The 14,430-nt window shown below is 39.8% G+C and carries 14 protein-coding genes; 3 read left to right on the top strand and 11 right to left on the bottom strand.

Translation table 11 applies throughout. From position 1 onward, the window contains the following. Positions 1-5: 5 nt before the first annotated feature. The 5 genes from LVD15_RS00755 to LVD15_RS00735 form a co-directional block, all read right to left on the bottom strand. Entirely contained in the window at positions 6-965 is a 960-nt protein-coding gene (locus tag LVD15_RS00755) for an L-threonylcarbamoyladenylate synthase (protein WP_233778399.1), read from the bottom strand. A 326-nt stretch (positions 966-1,291) separates the two neighbouring features. Further along, positions 1,292-1,846, bottom strand: coding sequence for an NUDIX hydrolase (locus LVD15_RS00750; protein ID WP_233778398.1), 555 nt, complete (start codon positions 1,844-1,846; stop codon positions 1,292-1,294). After that, a complete protein-coding gene (locus LVD15_RS00745; RefSeq protein WP_233778397.1) occupies positions 1,846-2,202 on the bottom strand; it encodes a carboxypeptidase regulatory-like domain-containing protein in 357 nt (118 codons plus the stop codon). The genes LVD15_RS00750 and LVD15_RS00745 overlap by 1 nt, the downstream gene beginning before the upstream one ends. A 34-nt stretch (positions 2,203-2,236) precedes the next feature. Next, positions 2,237-4,222, bottom strand: a complete 1,986-nt coding sequence (locus tag LVD15_RS00740; protein WP_233778396.1) for a T9SS type B sorting domain-containing protein — start codon at positions 4,220-4,222, stop codon at positions 2,237-2,239. Then, positions 4,110-6,647 (bottom strand): PKD domain-containing protein, encoded by a 2,538-nt coding sequence (locus tag LVD15_RS00735; RefSeq protein WP_233778395.1) that lies wholly within the window; start codon positions 6,645-6,647, stop codon positions 4,110-4,112. Before LVD15_RS00735 ends, LVD15_RS00740 begins: the two co-directional genes overlap by 113 nt. A 213-nt stretch (positions 6,648-6,860) precedes the next feature. Between LVD15_RS00735 and LVD15_RS00730 the strand changes: the two genes are divergently transcribed. Further along, entirely contained in the window at positions 6,861-7,910 is a 1,050-nt protein-coding gene (locus LVD15_RS00730) for a PorP/SprF family type IX secretion system membrane protein (protein WP_233778394.1), read from the top strand. Between the two features lie 50 nt (positions 7,911-7,960). Further along, complete coding sequence (locus LVD15_RS00725; protein WP_233778393.1) at positions 7,961-8,272, top strand: translation initiation factor; 312 nt, start codon at positions 7,961-7,963, stop codon at positions 8,270-8,272. A gap of 151 nt (positions 8,273-8,423) precedes the next feature. Here LVD15_RS00725 and LVD15_RS00720 read toward each other — a convergent pair whose 3' ends face one another. The 3 genes from LVD15_RS00720 to LVD15_RS00710 all read right to left on the bottom strand — a co-directional run bounded on the left by LVD15_RS00720 (position 8,424) and on the right by LVD15_RS00710 (position 10,903). Further along, a complete protein-coding gene (locus LVD15_RS00720) occupies positions 8,424-9,320 on the bottom strand; it encodes an AraC family transcriptional regulator (RefSeq protein ID WP_233778392.1) in 897 nt (298 codons plus the stop codon). A gap of 65 nt (positions 9,321-9,385) precedes the next feature. After that, a complete protein-coding gene (locus LVD15_RS00715) occupies positions 9,386-10,141 on the bottom strand; it encodes an SDR family NAD(P)-dependent oxidoreductase (protein ID WP_233778391.1) in 756 nt (251 codons plus the stop codon). A 105-nt stretch (positions 10,142-10,246) separates the two neighbouring features. After that, complete coding sequence (locus LVD15_RS00710) at positions 10,247-10,903, bottom strand: helix-turn-helix transcriptional regulator (RefSeq protein WP_233778390.1); 657 nt, start codon at positions 10,901-10,903, stop codon at positions 10,247-10,249. Between the two features lie 118 nt (positions 10,904-11,021). Between LVD15_RS00710 and LVD15_RS00705 the strand changes: the two genes are divergently transcribed. Then, a complete protein-coding gene (locus tag LVD15_RS00705; protein WP_233778389.1) occupies positions 11,022-11,633 on the top strand; it encodes a superoxide dismutase in 612 nt (203 codons plus the stop codon). Between the two features lie 106 nt (positions 11,634-11,739). Here the strand turns inward: LVD15_RS00705 and LVD15_RS00700 are convergent, their stop codons facing one another. The 3 genes from LVD15_RS00700 to LVD15_RS00690 all read right to left on the bottom strand — a co-directional run bounded on the left by LVD15_RS00700 (position 11,740) and on the right by LVD15_RS00690 (position 14,318). After that, positions 11,740-12,390, bottom strand: coding sequence for a 4'-phosphopantetheinyl transferase family protein (locus LVD15_RS00700; RefSeq protein ID WP_233778388.1), 651 nt, complete (start codon positions 12,388-12,390; stop codon positions 11,740-11,742). A 113-nt stretch (positions 12,391-12,503) separates the two neighbouring features. After that, complete coding sequence (locus LVD15_RS00695; protein WP_233778387.1) at positions 12,504-13,211, bottom strand: DUF4397 domain-containing protein; 708 nt, start codon at positions 13,209-13,211, stop codon at positions 12,504-12,506. A gap of 87 nt (positions 13,212-13,298) precedes the next feature. Then, positions 13,299-14,318 (bottom strand): LacI family DNA-binding transcriptional regulator, encoded by a 1,020-nt coding sequence (locus LVD15_RS00690; protein WP_233778386.1) that lies wholly within the window; start codon positions 14,316-14,318, stop codon positions 13,299-13,301. Positions 14,319-14,430: the final 112 nt, after the last annotated feature.

The following is a 14,430-nucleotide window of genomic DNA, read 5'->3' as shown; positions in this document are numbered from 1 at the left end:
TTTTCTTATTTGACCGCAGCTCTTTTTAGTCGGTCATTAATAGCTAAACCTAAGCCGTGGTTAGGTGCTTGTTCCGCCAGAATAACTTCAATATCAGGCTGATCTAGTTGGCGCAGGGCAGCGAAAAGGTGCTGTGCTGCGGTAGTCACTTCTCCATCGGGCGCTAATATTATAGAATGCTCATTGGCTATACCTGGCAATGGTTGGTTGAAGGTGATGGCAGCAGTAGTTCGGTCTTTTGAGTAGACATTAAGCTCATCAAAAGAGCCCAGAATAATCTTTTTTCCTGGTGAGTAATGAGAAGCTAACATACCAGGAGCTTTGGGGTTGGAAGAAGAATGATCATTTACGTTGACCGGACCAATCACTTTTTCAATACTTTCTTTACTGGTTCCGCCTAGCCGGTAAATGGTAGGTTGATGTGCTTCGTTAAAACCTACTATGGTAGATTCGATACCTATTTGACATGCGCCTCCATCGAGTATATAATCAATTTTCGACCCAAGCTGGTCATTTACGTGCATGGCGGTGGTAGGGCTTACATACCCAAACGGATTGGCACTGGGCGCTACCAGAGGAAACTCTATCTGCCGTAGAAGTTCAAGAGTCAGTGCTTGCTTTGGAATTCTAACCGCTACGGTATCCAGGCCGGAAGTGACCAGATCAGGAATAATAGACTTGCGAGGCAGCAGGAGGGTAAGCGGTCCTGGCCAGCAGGTTTCTGCGAGCTTATGCGCAGCGTCTGGAATTTCAGTAACCAACCCAGATAGTGCTTCTAAAGAATGAGTGTGAGCGATTAAAGGGTCAAAAGCAGGGCGCTGCTTTACTTCGAAAATATGAGCCACAGCATTGGGATTAAAGGCATTGCCAGCCAATCCGTATACAGTTTCTGTAGGGATAGCCACTAGAGCACCACTCTGCAGTAGGCTTTTAGCATGATCAATATCTTTTCCTATTTCTGCCATACAATCACATAAATTTTATAAATGGCAAAGCTATTATATAAACTTTAATTAATGATCTCATTGTATGAAGTTTAGCTACAAATAACATCTGAGAAGGTGATGATGTTAGTTAAGACGGATATATTTCAATGGTATGCGCCTTTGAAAATTATTCTATCTTTAAGCCAACAACCAAAACATAAAACATGAGCTCAAAAACAAGATCAACACTGAAAGTACTCTCAGTAGTTTTATTTGTAATGTGGGTATTGATGGCCCAGTCTTACATAATAATACCTGTCCTGCAGCCGTACCTGTTCTGGATAGTGATATTAAGTTTTATCTTGCTATTTATCGCTGCCCGCTGAGGCAAGTGTTTTTTTGGCCATTCTCAATATACTTCTTTCGGTGGTGTATTGATGAAGGTCAGAAATCGGCACCCACTGTAAATCATTAGACTCATGATTGATTTGTAAGGGCTTGCTGCTATCCGCTTCAAACAAAAACCTGACATCATAGTGTAAATGCTCCGGATCTTGCTTTCTGGCCGGTATGGTATGTATATCTATGTCAAAAATAGCATGGCTAACCAGTTTTATGTCTGAGAGGCCTGATTCTTCAAGCGCTTCTTTCATAGCCACAGCTTCTACATCAGGATCACCATCAGCATGGCCGCCCAGCTGCAACCACCGATCTAGCTTGGCATGGTGTGTAAGCAAGGTCTTTTCTCTTTTGAGATCAAGAATCCAGGCAGATCCGGTAACATGGCCTATTTGTAATGATCTTTCAAAGCAGTCTTCGTTAGCTTCAACAAAGCTTAAAAACAAAGCCCTGAATTTGGCTTCTTCTTCAAATTCAGGGCGATATTCGTTTAATTTATTGATTAAATCTTGTCGGTGCACTATTCTATAACAATGGTTATTTTGTTCATCTTACCTTCTTCCAATACATCAGTTTGAACGCCTGCGCCGATGTTATTCTTATCACCTTTTTCAGCGTTAATGAAATAGGTTTTAGGCTCCAGGTCTTTGAATTTAACTTCTCCTTTTTTGTCAGTATACTGAACTTCAGTGGCAGGATTGGTCTCTGCTCTATAGTCTTCTTCAGAACCATAAAGCTGCACTGATGCACCTTCCTCTATGTTACCAAGTTCATTGAGTACTTTTAGTTTTAGGGAAGTCTTTAACACATCTGCTGATGAGAAAGAACAAAGTCCTATGATTACTATAGCAACGAGTGAGATGTTTATTCTTTTCATATTTTTTATTTCTGTTTTATCTTGCTCAACAAAATTATCGAATTAATGTTATTCCGCCACGCTGTTCAATAATACCTTTTTCAGGTTCAAATTCGCTGCGGAATTCCACTTTATAGGCATACGTTCCTCCTTGCACCGGTCTGCTAGGGTCATTATCGTAGCCGCCGTTCCAGCCTTCAGTTTGCATCTCTGTAAGGTTGCCTGACTGGAAGATCATTTCTCCCCAGCGGTTGAAGATGTATATCTGAAAGTCTGTATCATCAACTAAAAAGGGGAATATTTTCCATGACTGATTATCAGGGTTGCCACTGTTTGGATTAAAAGCATTAGGAGCATTGATCCTGCCTTCGCAGTCTTCTACTACTTCTATTACACCTTCTGTAATACAGCCTTCGGCATTAGTGGCCTCAAAGTTAATGCGCCCTGTTACTTCCGCTATAAGGCTATCGCCTGCAGCGGAAAAACGATAGCCATCTACTGTAGAGGCGCCGCCAGCACCCGAAGGGGCTATTTCTACGCCATCTTCGTCATACCAGATTACGGAGATAAATCCACCTGGCAGGTTTTCTAGCATGAGATACTTTCTATCTAAAGAATTTTCGAAAGGACAAATAGCATATCTGCTTTCATAAGGATTTTCATTAGGCTGAGGGAACATCACGGTAACGCTCAGCGTAGTGTCACAAGTATTGATTCCATCTCCTGCAGCTGTAACCTGGTAAGTGCCAGGCTCTGTTATTAATATGATGCTGTCGCCTTCTACTGTCATAGAGGGGGAAACAATAGGAATAGATGTACTTGGGGTAGAATAAGGAACTCTGGCCAAAGTCTCTCCACAAACCACAAATTCTGAAGGCAAGTTCAGGTCAATGGCAGGAGGAGGTGTACCTGTTATGGATGCGGTAGTAACACAACCTCCAGCATCAGTAATTTCTACATAATACTCTCCGGTAGCAAGAGGTTGATAAGGCAAGTTAGTACTTTCAGTGCCTGAAGCTACCAGCCTGTTAGAGCCTTGAGTAAATATTTGCCAGCTATAAGTGGCTGGTGTAGCTGAAGCTGGTGCAAAAGTGAAGCCGTTGATTACTCCCTGATCATTGCTGCAGCCAGTATTAACACTAATGTCGTTAGGAGAATATCCGGCAGGGTCATTCAGTCTAATGGTTCTGGTGTCAATACATCCGGTTAATGTATTGGTAGTAGTTACGGTGTAGAATCCTGCTGAAAGGTTTTCAATAACCATGTTGTTAGAAGTAACTTCTGTGGCAGGATAAGAAACCGGGCCGTTTACTGTATAGCTTAATGGGTTGGTAGCCGCATTAAAGTTAGGGAAGTTGGCTAATACACTACCATCAGCAATTCCACATAAAGATGGTGGGTTTTGTACAGCTAATGTAAATGAAGGCAGTGGATTAATAATGAAGTTTTGAGGAGTCATATTCACTTCATTATTGTCACAATCATTAGTGATAGTGGTGAGGACTTGATAAACGCCTGGTGCCGGAGGAGTAAAAGTAAACTCGGTTGTGGTTTGGTTTAATTCTACCGGGCCTCTCAGATTATTTCCAGCATCATCAAAAATATTAACCAGATAATGTTCCAGATAAAGAGGATTGCTTACGCTGATCACTACGGACTCTTCAAAACAGCCTCCTGCTACATTAATGCTGGCTCCCGGGCTAGGAGAGCTAATGTTCTGGATGAAGTTAGGTAAGCCTTGTTCGCTGGACGTTCCTGCTGCAAGGCCAAAGTCTTCAATGTTAATTTCATCATCCCAGTCTATATTAGGGTTAGTAATTCTGGACACCACTTGTTGACCCTGTGCCGCTACGTAAAGCATACCATCAGGGGCTATTTGTAAGGCTCCTAACATGGTGCCGGCATCATCAATATCATGTCTCACTGAGTCACGAATATACTCTATTGGAGTGGTGGTGTTCACTAATGTAGTAGTGTCTACTTTTCCATCTGAAAATGTGGCTGGGGCTTCCCTGAACGGTAGCAAAAAGGTTCGAGCCATCAGGGCTGAAGGATACACCATATACTTGTCCGCTAGCGTTGGGAGACGAAGGATTGAGAACATCTTTAGGGTTGTTTATCTCTAGCAGAATTCTTTCTTCTATCACACCAGTGCTATCTGTAAATTGTAGTAGGTCTACAAAGTTGTTGTTGTCATCTTCAGAGTAGGCTACGGCTAATAGTCCTGAGCCACTTAAAGTCATATAGCCTCTTGATTTTCTTTCTGAGTTGTGCGTAGGTCCTACATTAGAGATAACCGGACTGCCTATTCCATCTCCTTGAATAGGGAAGGCTTTGAAGTTGTCATTGCCATATTCATGTACTATAACCCAGTTTTCTGTACCGGTGAGTCTTTCTGTTACGCTGGTGGCTAGTGTGGTGATTAATTCATTATTGGCATTGTATACCATGGCCCCCAGAGTATTATTGCTTTCATCTTTGCGGTCATAAACGGCATATTGTAGATCATAAGTGCCGTCTCCGTAAACTTCCTGAGTAGTGAAAATATAAAAAAGTGTTTCATCATCAGGAAAAGGAACTATAAGGGCTGATTGCGTACTTCCTTGATCGCCACCTAGTTTATCAGTAGGGGTGAGTAAGTTGCCTTCCTGATCATACACATCGACGCCATCAGTATAAAAAAGTGGTTCGCCATTTCTATCACAATAGATGGTGCAGCCTTCAGGAGTAGTAAGCTGATTTCCGCCATCAAAAACAGCAAGATCACCAAATGGGATAGGTTCAGCAGTGCCACTGTTAAAGTCTATGCCCGCATTATTGCCAAAATACCATACGTTTGAGCGTTGCTTGTCTTCTCCATAAGTGTTTACGGTTATGCCAGCATGCGTAGAGCAGCCAGAACCATCAGTAGCTATAACATAATAATATCCACTAGAGTCTGGTGTTAAGGTGTTGCCCGTGTCGCCATTAGACCAAATAATAGAAGTGGGTGAGCCACTAATTTGAGCTTCTACAGAGGCAGTGCCATTTCCATTGGGTGAGTAATCGCTAGCGGGGTAGTCAATTAAACAAAATGTAGTATCAGATCTTAGTGTGATTTGTATTTCAAAGGCAATGATCGTAATCGGGTGAGTTACGGTAGCAGAATCTCCATTAAGATAAGCGGTAAGTGTTACATCAAAGGTGTTGGCTTCCTGGTAGGTATGGGTAGGTGCTAACTGAGATGAGCTTCCATCATCACCAAAACTCCAGCTAACACTATCCGCTCTAGGGTCTATGGTAGGATAGAAGAAGGTTTCTTCATTTTGGCAAGTGCCAGAGTAAGTAAAGTCAGCGCTGAATGTCGGGTTAATTTCTGCTAAAAATGTAGGAAACTGCTGTCCATTGAAATTAGTGTTTTGAAATGCTCTGGCTTCATAAAGAACCTGGCTGGCAGTAGTATCCGGAGCATTAATTCTGCCTACCAGAAAATTGCCAGCTCCGTTTTCATATAGGTGGTAAATAGCACTGTCAGGAGCCATTTGTAAACCATAGCTGTTAGTGAGTGTGTTGGCGGTGTTTACTAATTCTATAGTAGGTGTTGGTATGGCACTCAGGTCTACTTGTGCTAACACTTCGTCACCTCCAAAATTACCAGATACATATAATAATTGCCCGTTATTAGACCATTCTGTATCATAGGCACTGTTGAATCCGCCTATGGTAATGCCGGCCGTAAGTGCTCCGGTAGCGCGATCTATATTGATAATTTGCAAGTCCGTTGCTGGGGAGGCTACGGCAATAGCTCTGGTAGCCTGGTTAAATGATAAGTTTCCGGCAGAAAGGGCCGAGCCTATATTATAAGTTACTGGTGGCTGAAGGCCGGCACTGTTTATTTCAGATACATTATAAGCATCAGAGCCGTCTACCTGAGTGATAAGCCAGAAAGTTTCTTTAGTATCATTAGGGATTATAATCATTCCCTGAGAAAGGTTGGTTAGCCCGGCGGCAGAAACGGTTCCAGTTACTTCTCCTCTGGAAGGCTCAGGAAAGGTGGCATTTCCGGTGGCATTCATATCTACGGTGGTTGCCAGCAGGTTGCCAGCAGGGTCTTGACTGAAGATGAAATATTGTCCTGCATTACCAGGAACGGCACAAATGGCTATGCCCTGACTAAGAGCAGCTCCTGAAGCGATGTTGCCATTAAACATAACGTTGCCAGTAGCTTCATAAACCGTAAGTCCATCAGTATAAAAAAGGACAGTACCTGTTACGGGATCAGTGGCTACGGCTGACATGCCGGTGCCTAAAGGTTGTATGCTGGAAAGACGTTCGGGTGTGAAATTGGGTCTTGTAAAACGAAAACTATTATTATTGTTGCCAAAATACCAATTAAGCCCTGAGTAACTTTGGGCAAATACATTAAAGCTACTACTAAGTAATAAAAATAAAAAAAGACAAACACTACGGATAGGAGAGTGCGACATTCCTGGTGTATTTAGTTTAACTATTAACTTCAAAAAGTAAATCCTAATTGCGTATAATAAGGTGAAAATATTATAATACACAATACTAATTTATACAAATAACGATAAAATGGCGTTATGCTAAGAACTTAACTTTCTTTATTTTTGATTCTTCAATTAATTTAGGATTTATTTATTACTTTACTGCTTAAAGCAATCATAGGTAGATATTACATGCGCAGAAATTTACTATTTTTTATTTTGTTGATGCTGTTGGCTCCGCTGGTAGGAACTGCTCAAGATCCTCAGTTTTCTCAATTTTATGCGGCACCGCTGTATTTGAACCCGGCTTTTGCAGGAGCTACCCAGCAGATGAGAGTGGGTATTAATTATAGAAATCAATGGCCTTCCATAGAAGCTAATTTTCAGACTATTTCTGCTTATGTAGATGGTTTTATAGAAAGTAAAAACAGTGGACTTGGTCTTTTATTAATGCGAGATACTGAAGGTACAGCAGGTTTAAATTCTACTATGGTAGGGCTGCAGTATGCTTATCAACTATACCTAACTGATTGGCTCACTTTCCGCCCAGGATTTCAGGCCGCTTTTTATAATAGGAATGTTAATTTTAGTGACCTTACCTTTGGTAGCCAGTTCGATCCGGATACAGGTGAATATCTTGGTGGAGATTCAGGGGAAAGTTTTGGTGACCTGAGTAAAAACTTTGTAGACATATCTGCCGGTGGTGTTTTGTATACTAAAAATGCCTGGTTGGGCGTAGCAGCGCATCATCTTAATACGCCGAGTCAGTCTTTTGAAGAAGATGCAGATCCTAATGAATTACCAATGAAGTTCTCATTTCATGGTGGAATTAAGATACCTTTTAAATCAGGTACTATGGGTAGCGGCCTTTATTCCAGGCCTCAGGAAAGAAGTTTAACCCCTACTTTCCAATATAAAAAACAAGGAGAATTTGATCAATTAGATATGGGACTTTACCTCACCCTGGAGCCTATTATAATAGGAACGTGGTATAGAGGGCTGCCTTTTAAATCATTAGAAGGATTTAATAATAACGAGTCTATTGTGCTCTTAGTAGGGTTTACTAAAAAAGGAGCCAATGGAGAATTATTTAATATTGGATATAGTTACGATTATACAATATCTAAGTTAGGAGCAGGAAGTGGAGGCGCGCATGAAGTGTCTATTTCGTACTCATGGTCTAACCGTGATCCGCGTAAACCTCCGAAAAATGTGATGCAGATACCGTGTCCTGACTTTTAAAAACAAAATAAAATGGCTAAGAAAATAATTGGAAGAATAGAGATGGCGTAGTGTATAGCACTAACAATGATTATGAATACGAATATGAGGGAGATTCTGAAGAAGAAACTCTTGAGCCATCAGCACAGAATCTAAAAGTACAGCTCGATAAAAAGGCCAGAGGAGGTAAGCAAGTAACGCTTATTACAGGCTTTGTAGGATCACAAGATGATTTGAAAGATCTGGGCAAAACGCTTAAATCTAAATGTGGAGTAGGAGGATCTGCTAAAGATGGAGAGATTCTTATTCAGGGTGATTTTAGAGATAAAGTGATGGAGATTTTAAAATCAGCCGGTTATGGTGCTAAAAAATCTGGAGGTTGATTATAGCTTGTAGAGCAAGAACTAGGGGCTGTCTCTAAAGTGGTTTCGAAGTCTTCTTTATTAGGATGAGGAAGGCTTTTCCATTGACTTAATGTGACACTAACTTGTCATGTAATTCCTTTCGACACTGGCTCGGTTAAGTTTTGGAACATTATCCTCTGTAGGAGGTTGGGGTAGTTTGCGTATTCTTTTTAAAGAATTTTATAAAATGAGAACTATCTTCAAAGCCCAGACACCAGCCTATTTCGGCAATATTCCAATGGGTATGCTTTAGCATTGCTCTGGCCTCCATAGCTAATCGGTCGGCAATAATTTGAGAGGTGGTTTTGCCGGTGGTTTCTTTCAAAACTTTGTTGAGGTGATTGATATGGACATTAAGTCTGTCTGCAAACTCAGAAGGTGATTTTATTTCTATTTGCTGTTGTGTAGATTCAATAGGAAACTGTCTTTCTAGTAATTCAAGGAAGAAGTTAGTAATTCTCTCAGAGGCATTACTCTCTGATGAGGAGGTGGTCTGGAATTTCGCAGGCCTAAGTTTCATGGCAGCGTGTATTAGCTCAGAGGTCAGGTTTCTTAATACATCATATTTGTAAGCATAATCAGATACTATTTCTTGAAACATTTTTTCGTAGATAGCATAGATATTGGCCATTTCTTGATCGCTGATGGATAAGATAGGAGTGCCGCCGGGTTTAAATAGCGGATAATCTTTAATATGCGCATATCCATTGAAGAAATCTTTGGTGAATACACAGAATGCGCCATGTTTGTCATCGCTAAGCGGATCCCAGTTATAAGGTATCTGTGGGTTGGCGAAGAGCAGCATATTATCTTCTACCTCCAGTACTTTATCGGCAAAATGGACTTTGTTCTTCCCACTTATTAAGCTTATTTTATAATAGTCTTTTCTACTGTATGGCATAGGTTTATCTTTCCCTGCCTCGTTAAGCCTGTAAATATTAAACGGTTGAAGTTTTGGAATAGGTGTCTCTGAATCGAGCCCATGTTTTTTGCGGTAAAATTCTTCAAAAGTTAATGTTTCTTCCATATCAGTTAAAGTTAATAGGCTCTATTGAGTAATTAGATATACTCAATAGAACCGTTTTTGTTGCTTTAAATATATTGTCCACCAGAAACTTCAATGCGTTGCGCATTGATCCATTTCGCTTCATCAGTACATAAAAAGGCTACTACAGCACCAATATCTTCAGGTAAGCCAGCTCTGCCTAGTGCTATGGAAGAAGAAATCACCTTGTTTACCTCTTTGTTGTCTCTTACCAAGCCGCCGCCAAAGTCTGTTTCAATGGCGCCAGGAGCCACTACATTAGAGCGAATGCCTCTGCTGCCCAGTTCTTGTGCCTGGTATCTAGAGAGTACTTCAATGGCTCCTTTCATAGAAGCGTAGGCTGAATATCCGGGAGTAGAGAATCGGGCTAAACCACTGGAGATGTTAATAATGGCACCGCCGTCATTCATAAAGGGTAATGCCTTTTGAGTAAGGAAAAATACGCCTTTTACGTGGATGTTCATGAGCTGATCAAACTGCTCTTCGGAAGTTTCAGCAAAGGGAGTATGTAAACCTATTCCTGCATTGTTAATGAGGAAATCAAAATTAGGTTGGCCTTCCTTTTCCTGTAAATGATCAGTGGCCTTTTTAAGAAAAGCGTCAAATTGAGAAACATCGCTGGTATCTAATTGATAAGCAATTGCTTTTTGGCCTAAAGCCTCTATTTCAGCCACCACTTCGTTGGCTTTGTCTTCATTACTGTTATAGGTGAGTATTACATTAATCCCCTTTTTAGCCAGGTTGATAGACATATCTCTGCCTAGACCCCTGCTTCCTCCTGTTACTATCGCTGTTTTTGTCATAGCATTATTTTTTAGTTTTATTACTTTGACAAAGCTAAGAGGAGAAGTGTTTTAAAAGATAGTAGAATGCAAAGCAGATATGGTAAAAATCAATCAGTGTTGATTTTATTCTTTGTTTTTGATTTTATAAGCACATCTGCGATCACCTTTTACTATATGTTCGGAGCGCTCTACCTCTACATCAGGACCAAATACTTTTTTGAAATTATTGAGTTCGGCACCACAAAATCCCTGGCATTCTTTTGCTGCTGAGCAGATGGGGCAGTGGTTTTCTACTAATAGATATTCATTGCCATCTTTATCCCAGGTGGCCATATAGCCTTCATCAGTACGCATGTTTACCAAAGTCTCCAGCTTACTTTCTAACGAGCCTTCTTCATTTATAGCATTACTATATCTGGCAGAAAAATCCTTTTCGCGTGCAGCTATTAACTTGTTTAACGCTTCATCTCCCAATTCATCTTTGATAGTATGTAAAAGTTGAACTGTCAGGTCTGCATGCGTGTCAGGAAATAAATCTGAACCCTGCTCAGTAATTTCATATATAGAAGTGGGGCGGCCTACACCTTTGGTTTGTTGCTCTGACTTTACCAATCCTTGTTCTATCAGCTTTACCAAATGCAGACGAGTGCCTTCATTGGTTATTTTCAGGTGCTTGGCCATCACGTTAGACGGCTGGGCGCCATTAAGCTTAAGATAGATCATGATCTGTCTTTGAGCCTGATTGAGGTGGTAGTTGTCTAAGTTTAAATATTTTTCCAAGTGATTTCTTGTTTAATTATTCAAATTAAATAATTTTGTCTCATGTAAGCAAAATCAATAGCAAAAAAGGCTTACTAGTATAGAGTAAAACAATGTTTAACATAAAATAATTACAATTATGGCTTTCGAATTACCGGCATTACCTTATGCCTACGATGCTTTAGATGCAAATATAGATGCACAAACAATGGAAATCCACCACTCAAAACACCACGGTGGATATGTAGCGAAATTAAACGCTGCAGTAGAAGGAACAGATGCTGAAGGAAAATCATTAGAAGATCTTCTAAAAAGTGTAAGCAAATACGGAACAGGTGTTAGAAATAATGGTGGTGGTCATTATAACCACTCTTTATTCTGGAGCATCCTTTCTCCATCACCAGCTACAGCTCCTTCTGGAGACTTAAAAGCTGCTATTGATAAAAAATGGGGTAGCCTTGATGCTTTCAAAGAAGCATTTGATCAGGCTGCTGCTACCAGATTTGGATCAGGTTGGGCATGGCTTTATGTTACAGCTGATGGTGAAGTAGAAATCACTTCTACTCCTAACCAAGACAATCCTTTAATGGATGTTGCTGATCAGCAAGGAACTCCTATTTTAGGATTAGATGTATGGGAGCACGCTTATTATTTGAAATATCAAAATAAGAGACCTGATTATATCAACGCATTCTGGAATGTGCTAGACTGGAAAGCAGTTGAAGAAAACTATGCTAAAGCAACGGCTTAAGTAGTTAAAATATAATTGTATCAGGAGGAGAGGGATTGATTTATGTGTCTCAATTGATTTGCCAATCAGTAATCTCCTTTTGATACAATTTTTATTTATAGCCTTCCTAATTTTCGATGCTTACTTCCTGTAAGTTAAATGGCCTTATTTCATATTCAGGCTTGTTGCTGGTAACTAAAGTCGTAGAATATTCATCTGAAATAGGGATAATGGTAGAGTAGTAATCTCTTTCTTGATAAGTCACCTTATCATTTTTAATGAAGACTTCTTTCATTGGCACTTCCAGGCCCATTCCTATTTTTTTTAATAAGGCTTCTTTTACACACCAATATTTTAGCAACTGGCCAGTTTGGTCTTTAGCAGAAATAATCGTTTCCCATTCTTTATCAGAAAACTGATCTTGAAAGCCATTAATGGCGAAAGGCCGCTTTTTTTCTATGTCAATCCCCGGTTGCTCATCAGCAGAAATAGCGCAGACTACATATTCGGCAGAGTGAGATATACTGAAAAATGGACCATTGGGTAGGTATGGCTTGCCTGCAGTTGAGGTTTTAATATCACTAAGATTGATTGAATAGTTAAGTGAATGGGCGTTTTCTAATAAAAGTATTCTCCCGGCGAGGGTGGCATCAGCACTTTTTTTACGGATAAAGCTTTTAAGCCTGTGCTGGTCATAAGTGCTCAGTAAAGGCTGATATTTTGAGTAAATTGATTCGCTGATAGGGGAGGCAATAGAAGTATAAGTAATTAAGACCATTACATACTAATCTGCATAAAAAATGAGAATTTTATACAGTAAAATGGAGTGTAAATACTTTTAAGGCATGAAAAAAGGGATAAACCAATGGTCTACCCCCTTTTAAACCGTATTTAGTTGGAATTAGAATTCGAAATTATTTTGATCTTAAGATCTGGCTGTCCGTCTGCCGGCTCTGCATAACCTTGGGCTATAATAGTATAGTATTGGCCCATATTTAATCTTTTACTTGTACTGTAAGCTAACACTTCACCTTCAGTATTTACCAGTTCAAATACCGTAGGGGCTGCAGTTATCTCTGAAAAAGAAGTAACAGTTCTAAAAGGACTGTAACTAAATAAATTAGATTCAGCATCTCTCACTCTTAGGCCAATCGGCTGAGCATCTGGAGACAAGTTAACGAATCTTACGGCAGCATCGTTTTCCAGACTGCTGAGCGGAGTGTCTCTTGTTAATACAGGGCGAACTGTAGAGTCTGTACCAGATAAGAATATGGAATAATAATAATTTTCTTCAAATCGGTACGATATATAGGCTAGTGAGTCACCGCTTTCAGATTCAAATTTAAAATTTCTTTGCCCTACAGGATAAGAATAGTAGTTCGTGTATACTTCATAGTCCAGCGCATTAGTGGTAATAGTTTGGCTGTCTAATTCAATTTCTACCTCTAAGTCAGGTACACCTTGATATATGGCTATAAAACTAACCGGAGTGTATTCTACAGTAGGATCATCCGTGTCAAGGCAGCTGGTTAGAGAAAATCCACTGATCAATAATGTGGTTATATAAAAAAGCGTTTTAAAGGGTTTTAGTGTATTCATTCGATTTGTTGATTTAGCGTTTAGTTAATAGACACTGTTGATTGTTACAACGTTGGAATGATACGGCCTCTTTTTATAGATTTATGTTTACTTCTGAGAAGACTCTCTGGCTATCAGAGTAGTAGGTAAAAACAGGCCTTCTTTATTAGTATTTTTCTTATCAGTATTAATCTGATCAATTAATCGGTTAATTACCGTTTCGGATATTTCTTCAATAGGTTGCGCTATGGCTGTGATGGAAGGTTTATTTATTCTGAAAAGGTCATTATCATCAAAAGAGACCACCCCAAGGTCTTCTGGTATTTTCATATCTAACTGTGAAATGGCCTCTAAACCGGCTACTCCCAGGTAGTTGGCACCAAAGAGAATGGCATCTATATCAGGTTCTGTTTTTAAAATGGCCTTTAATTCAGCTACTGAATCACTATAGTTCTTTTTGAAAGAAACCTCATGCACTAGTGGCTGCAGGGCGTGATCATTCATAGCCTTTTCATACCCCCTTTTTCTTTCAGTCATTTGATTTTGGTTCGACGAAATAGTGATAAATGAGATTTTTCTAAACCCATTCATTATCAGGTGCTTGGTGCCTTCATATGCGCTTTCGGAATTATTAACCATCACATAATCGGTGTTAAGGCTGGTTAAGTTTCTATCTAGCAATATGATGTTTTCATTGCTTTCCACCAGGGGCTTTATATCCTCTTCTAGTTCTACAGTAGGGGTTATGATGTAGCCGTCTACACCAAGTCTTTGGAACATTTGCAGAAATTCTTTAGACTTTTCTTTATCGTTTTCTGTGCTACAGTAAATGATTTTATAACCTGCTTCATACGCTCTATCTTCTATGTTTCTAGCTATTTGAGCGAAAAAAGGGTTGCTAATGTCTTCTACCATTAAGCCTAATATCTTGGTCTTTCCTGTGCGAAGACTTTGGGCAAATTGATTTGGCGTATAGCCTACTTCTTCTACAAATTTAAGTACCTTGTCTACTAATGGCTGACTGATACGTTTTTCTTTGGCCTTACCATTTAATATAAAGGAAACAGTAGTTTTCGAAATATTGAGGCTGGTAGCAATGTCCTTAATTGAGAATTTCTGCTTTTTCATATTAGTCTTAATGTAATTCAAATATACTATTATTAAAATCAATTTGCCCGATTGATTGCTATTGGCGCTATATTATCAGATTTTTATATTGCTAAATCGATTTTTTAATTAA

Origin of the sequence: Fulvivirga maritima (genome assembly GCF_021389955.1) — a bacterium.
Taxonomy (GTDB): Bacteria; Bacteroidota; Bacteroidia; order Cytophagales; family Cyclobacteriaceae; genus Fulvivirga; species Fulvivirga maritima.
Note: the sequence above shows the minus strand (reverse complement) of the source record. Positions and strands in the feature narration are given on the sequence as shown.

Bases quoted from the DNA above. Each gene is read 5' to 3' on its own strand.
- LVD15_RS00690 (WP_233778386.1), bottom strand. From the start codon at position 14,318: ATGAAAAAGCAGAAATTCTCAATTAAGGACATTGCTACCAGCCTCAAT.
- LVD15_RS00695 (WP_233778387.1), bottom strand. From the start codon at position 13,211: ATGAATACACTAAAACCCTTTAAAACGCTTTTTTATATAACCACATTA.
- LVD15_RS00740 (WP_233778396.1), bottom strand. From the start codon at position 4,222: ATGGCTCGAACCTTTTTGCTACCGTTCAGGGAAGCCCCAGCCACATTT.
- LVD15_RS00755 (WP_233778399.1), bottom strand. From the start codon at position 965: ATGGCAGAAATAGGAAAAGATATTGATCATGCTAAAAGCCTACTGCAG.
- LVD15_RS00715 (WP_233778391.1), bottom strand. From the start codon at position 10,141: ATGACAAAAACAGCGATAGTAACAGGAGGAAGCAGGGGTCTAGGCAGA.
- LVD15_RS00735 (WP_233778395.1), bottom strand. From the start codon at position 6,647: ATGTCGCACTCTCCTATCCGTAGTGTTTGTCTTTTTTTATTTTTATTA.
- LVD15_RS00720 (WP_233778392.1), bottom strand. From the start codon at position 9,320: ATGGAAGAAACATTAACTTTTGAAGAATTTTACCGCAAAAAACATGGG.
- LVD15_RS00705 (WP_233778389.1), top strand. From the start codon at position 11,022: ATGGCTTTCGAATTACCGGCATTACCTTATGCCTACGATGCTTTAGAT.
- LVD15_RS00745 (WP_233778397.1), bottom strand. From the start codon at position 2,202: ATGAAAAGAATAAACATCTCACTCGTTGCTATAGTAATCATAGGACTT.
- LVD15_RS00730 (WP_233778394.1), top strand. From the start codon at position 6,861: ATGCGCAGAAATTTACTATTTTTTATTTTGTTGATGCTGTTGGCTCCG.
- LVD15_RS00700 (WP_233778388.1), bottom strand. From the start codon at position 12,390: ATGGTCTTAATTACTTATACTTCTATTGCCTCCCCTATCAGCGAATCA.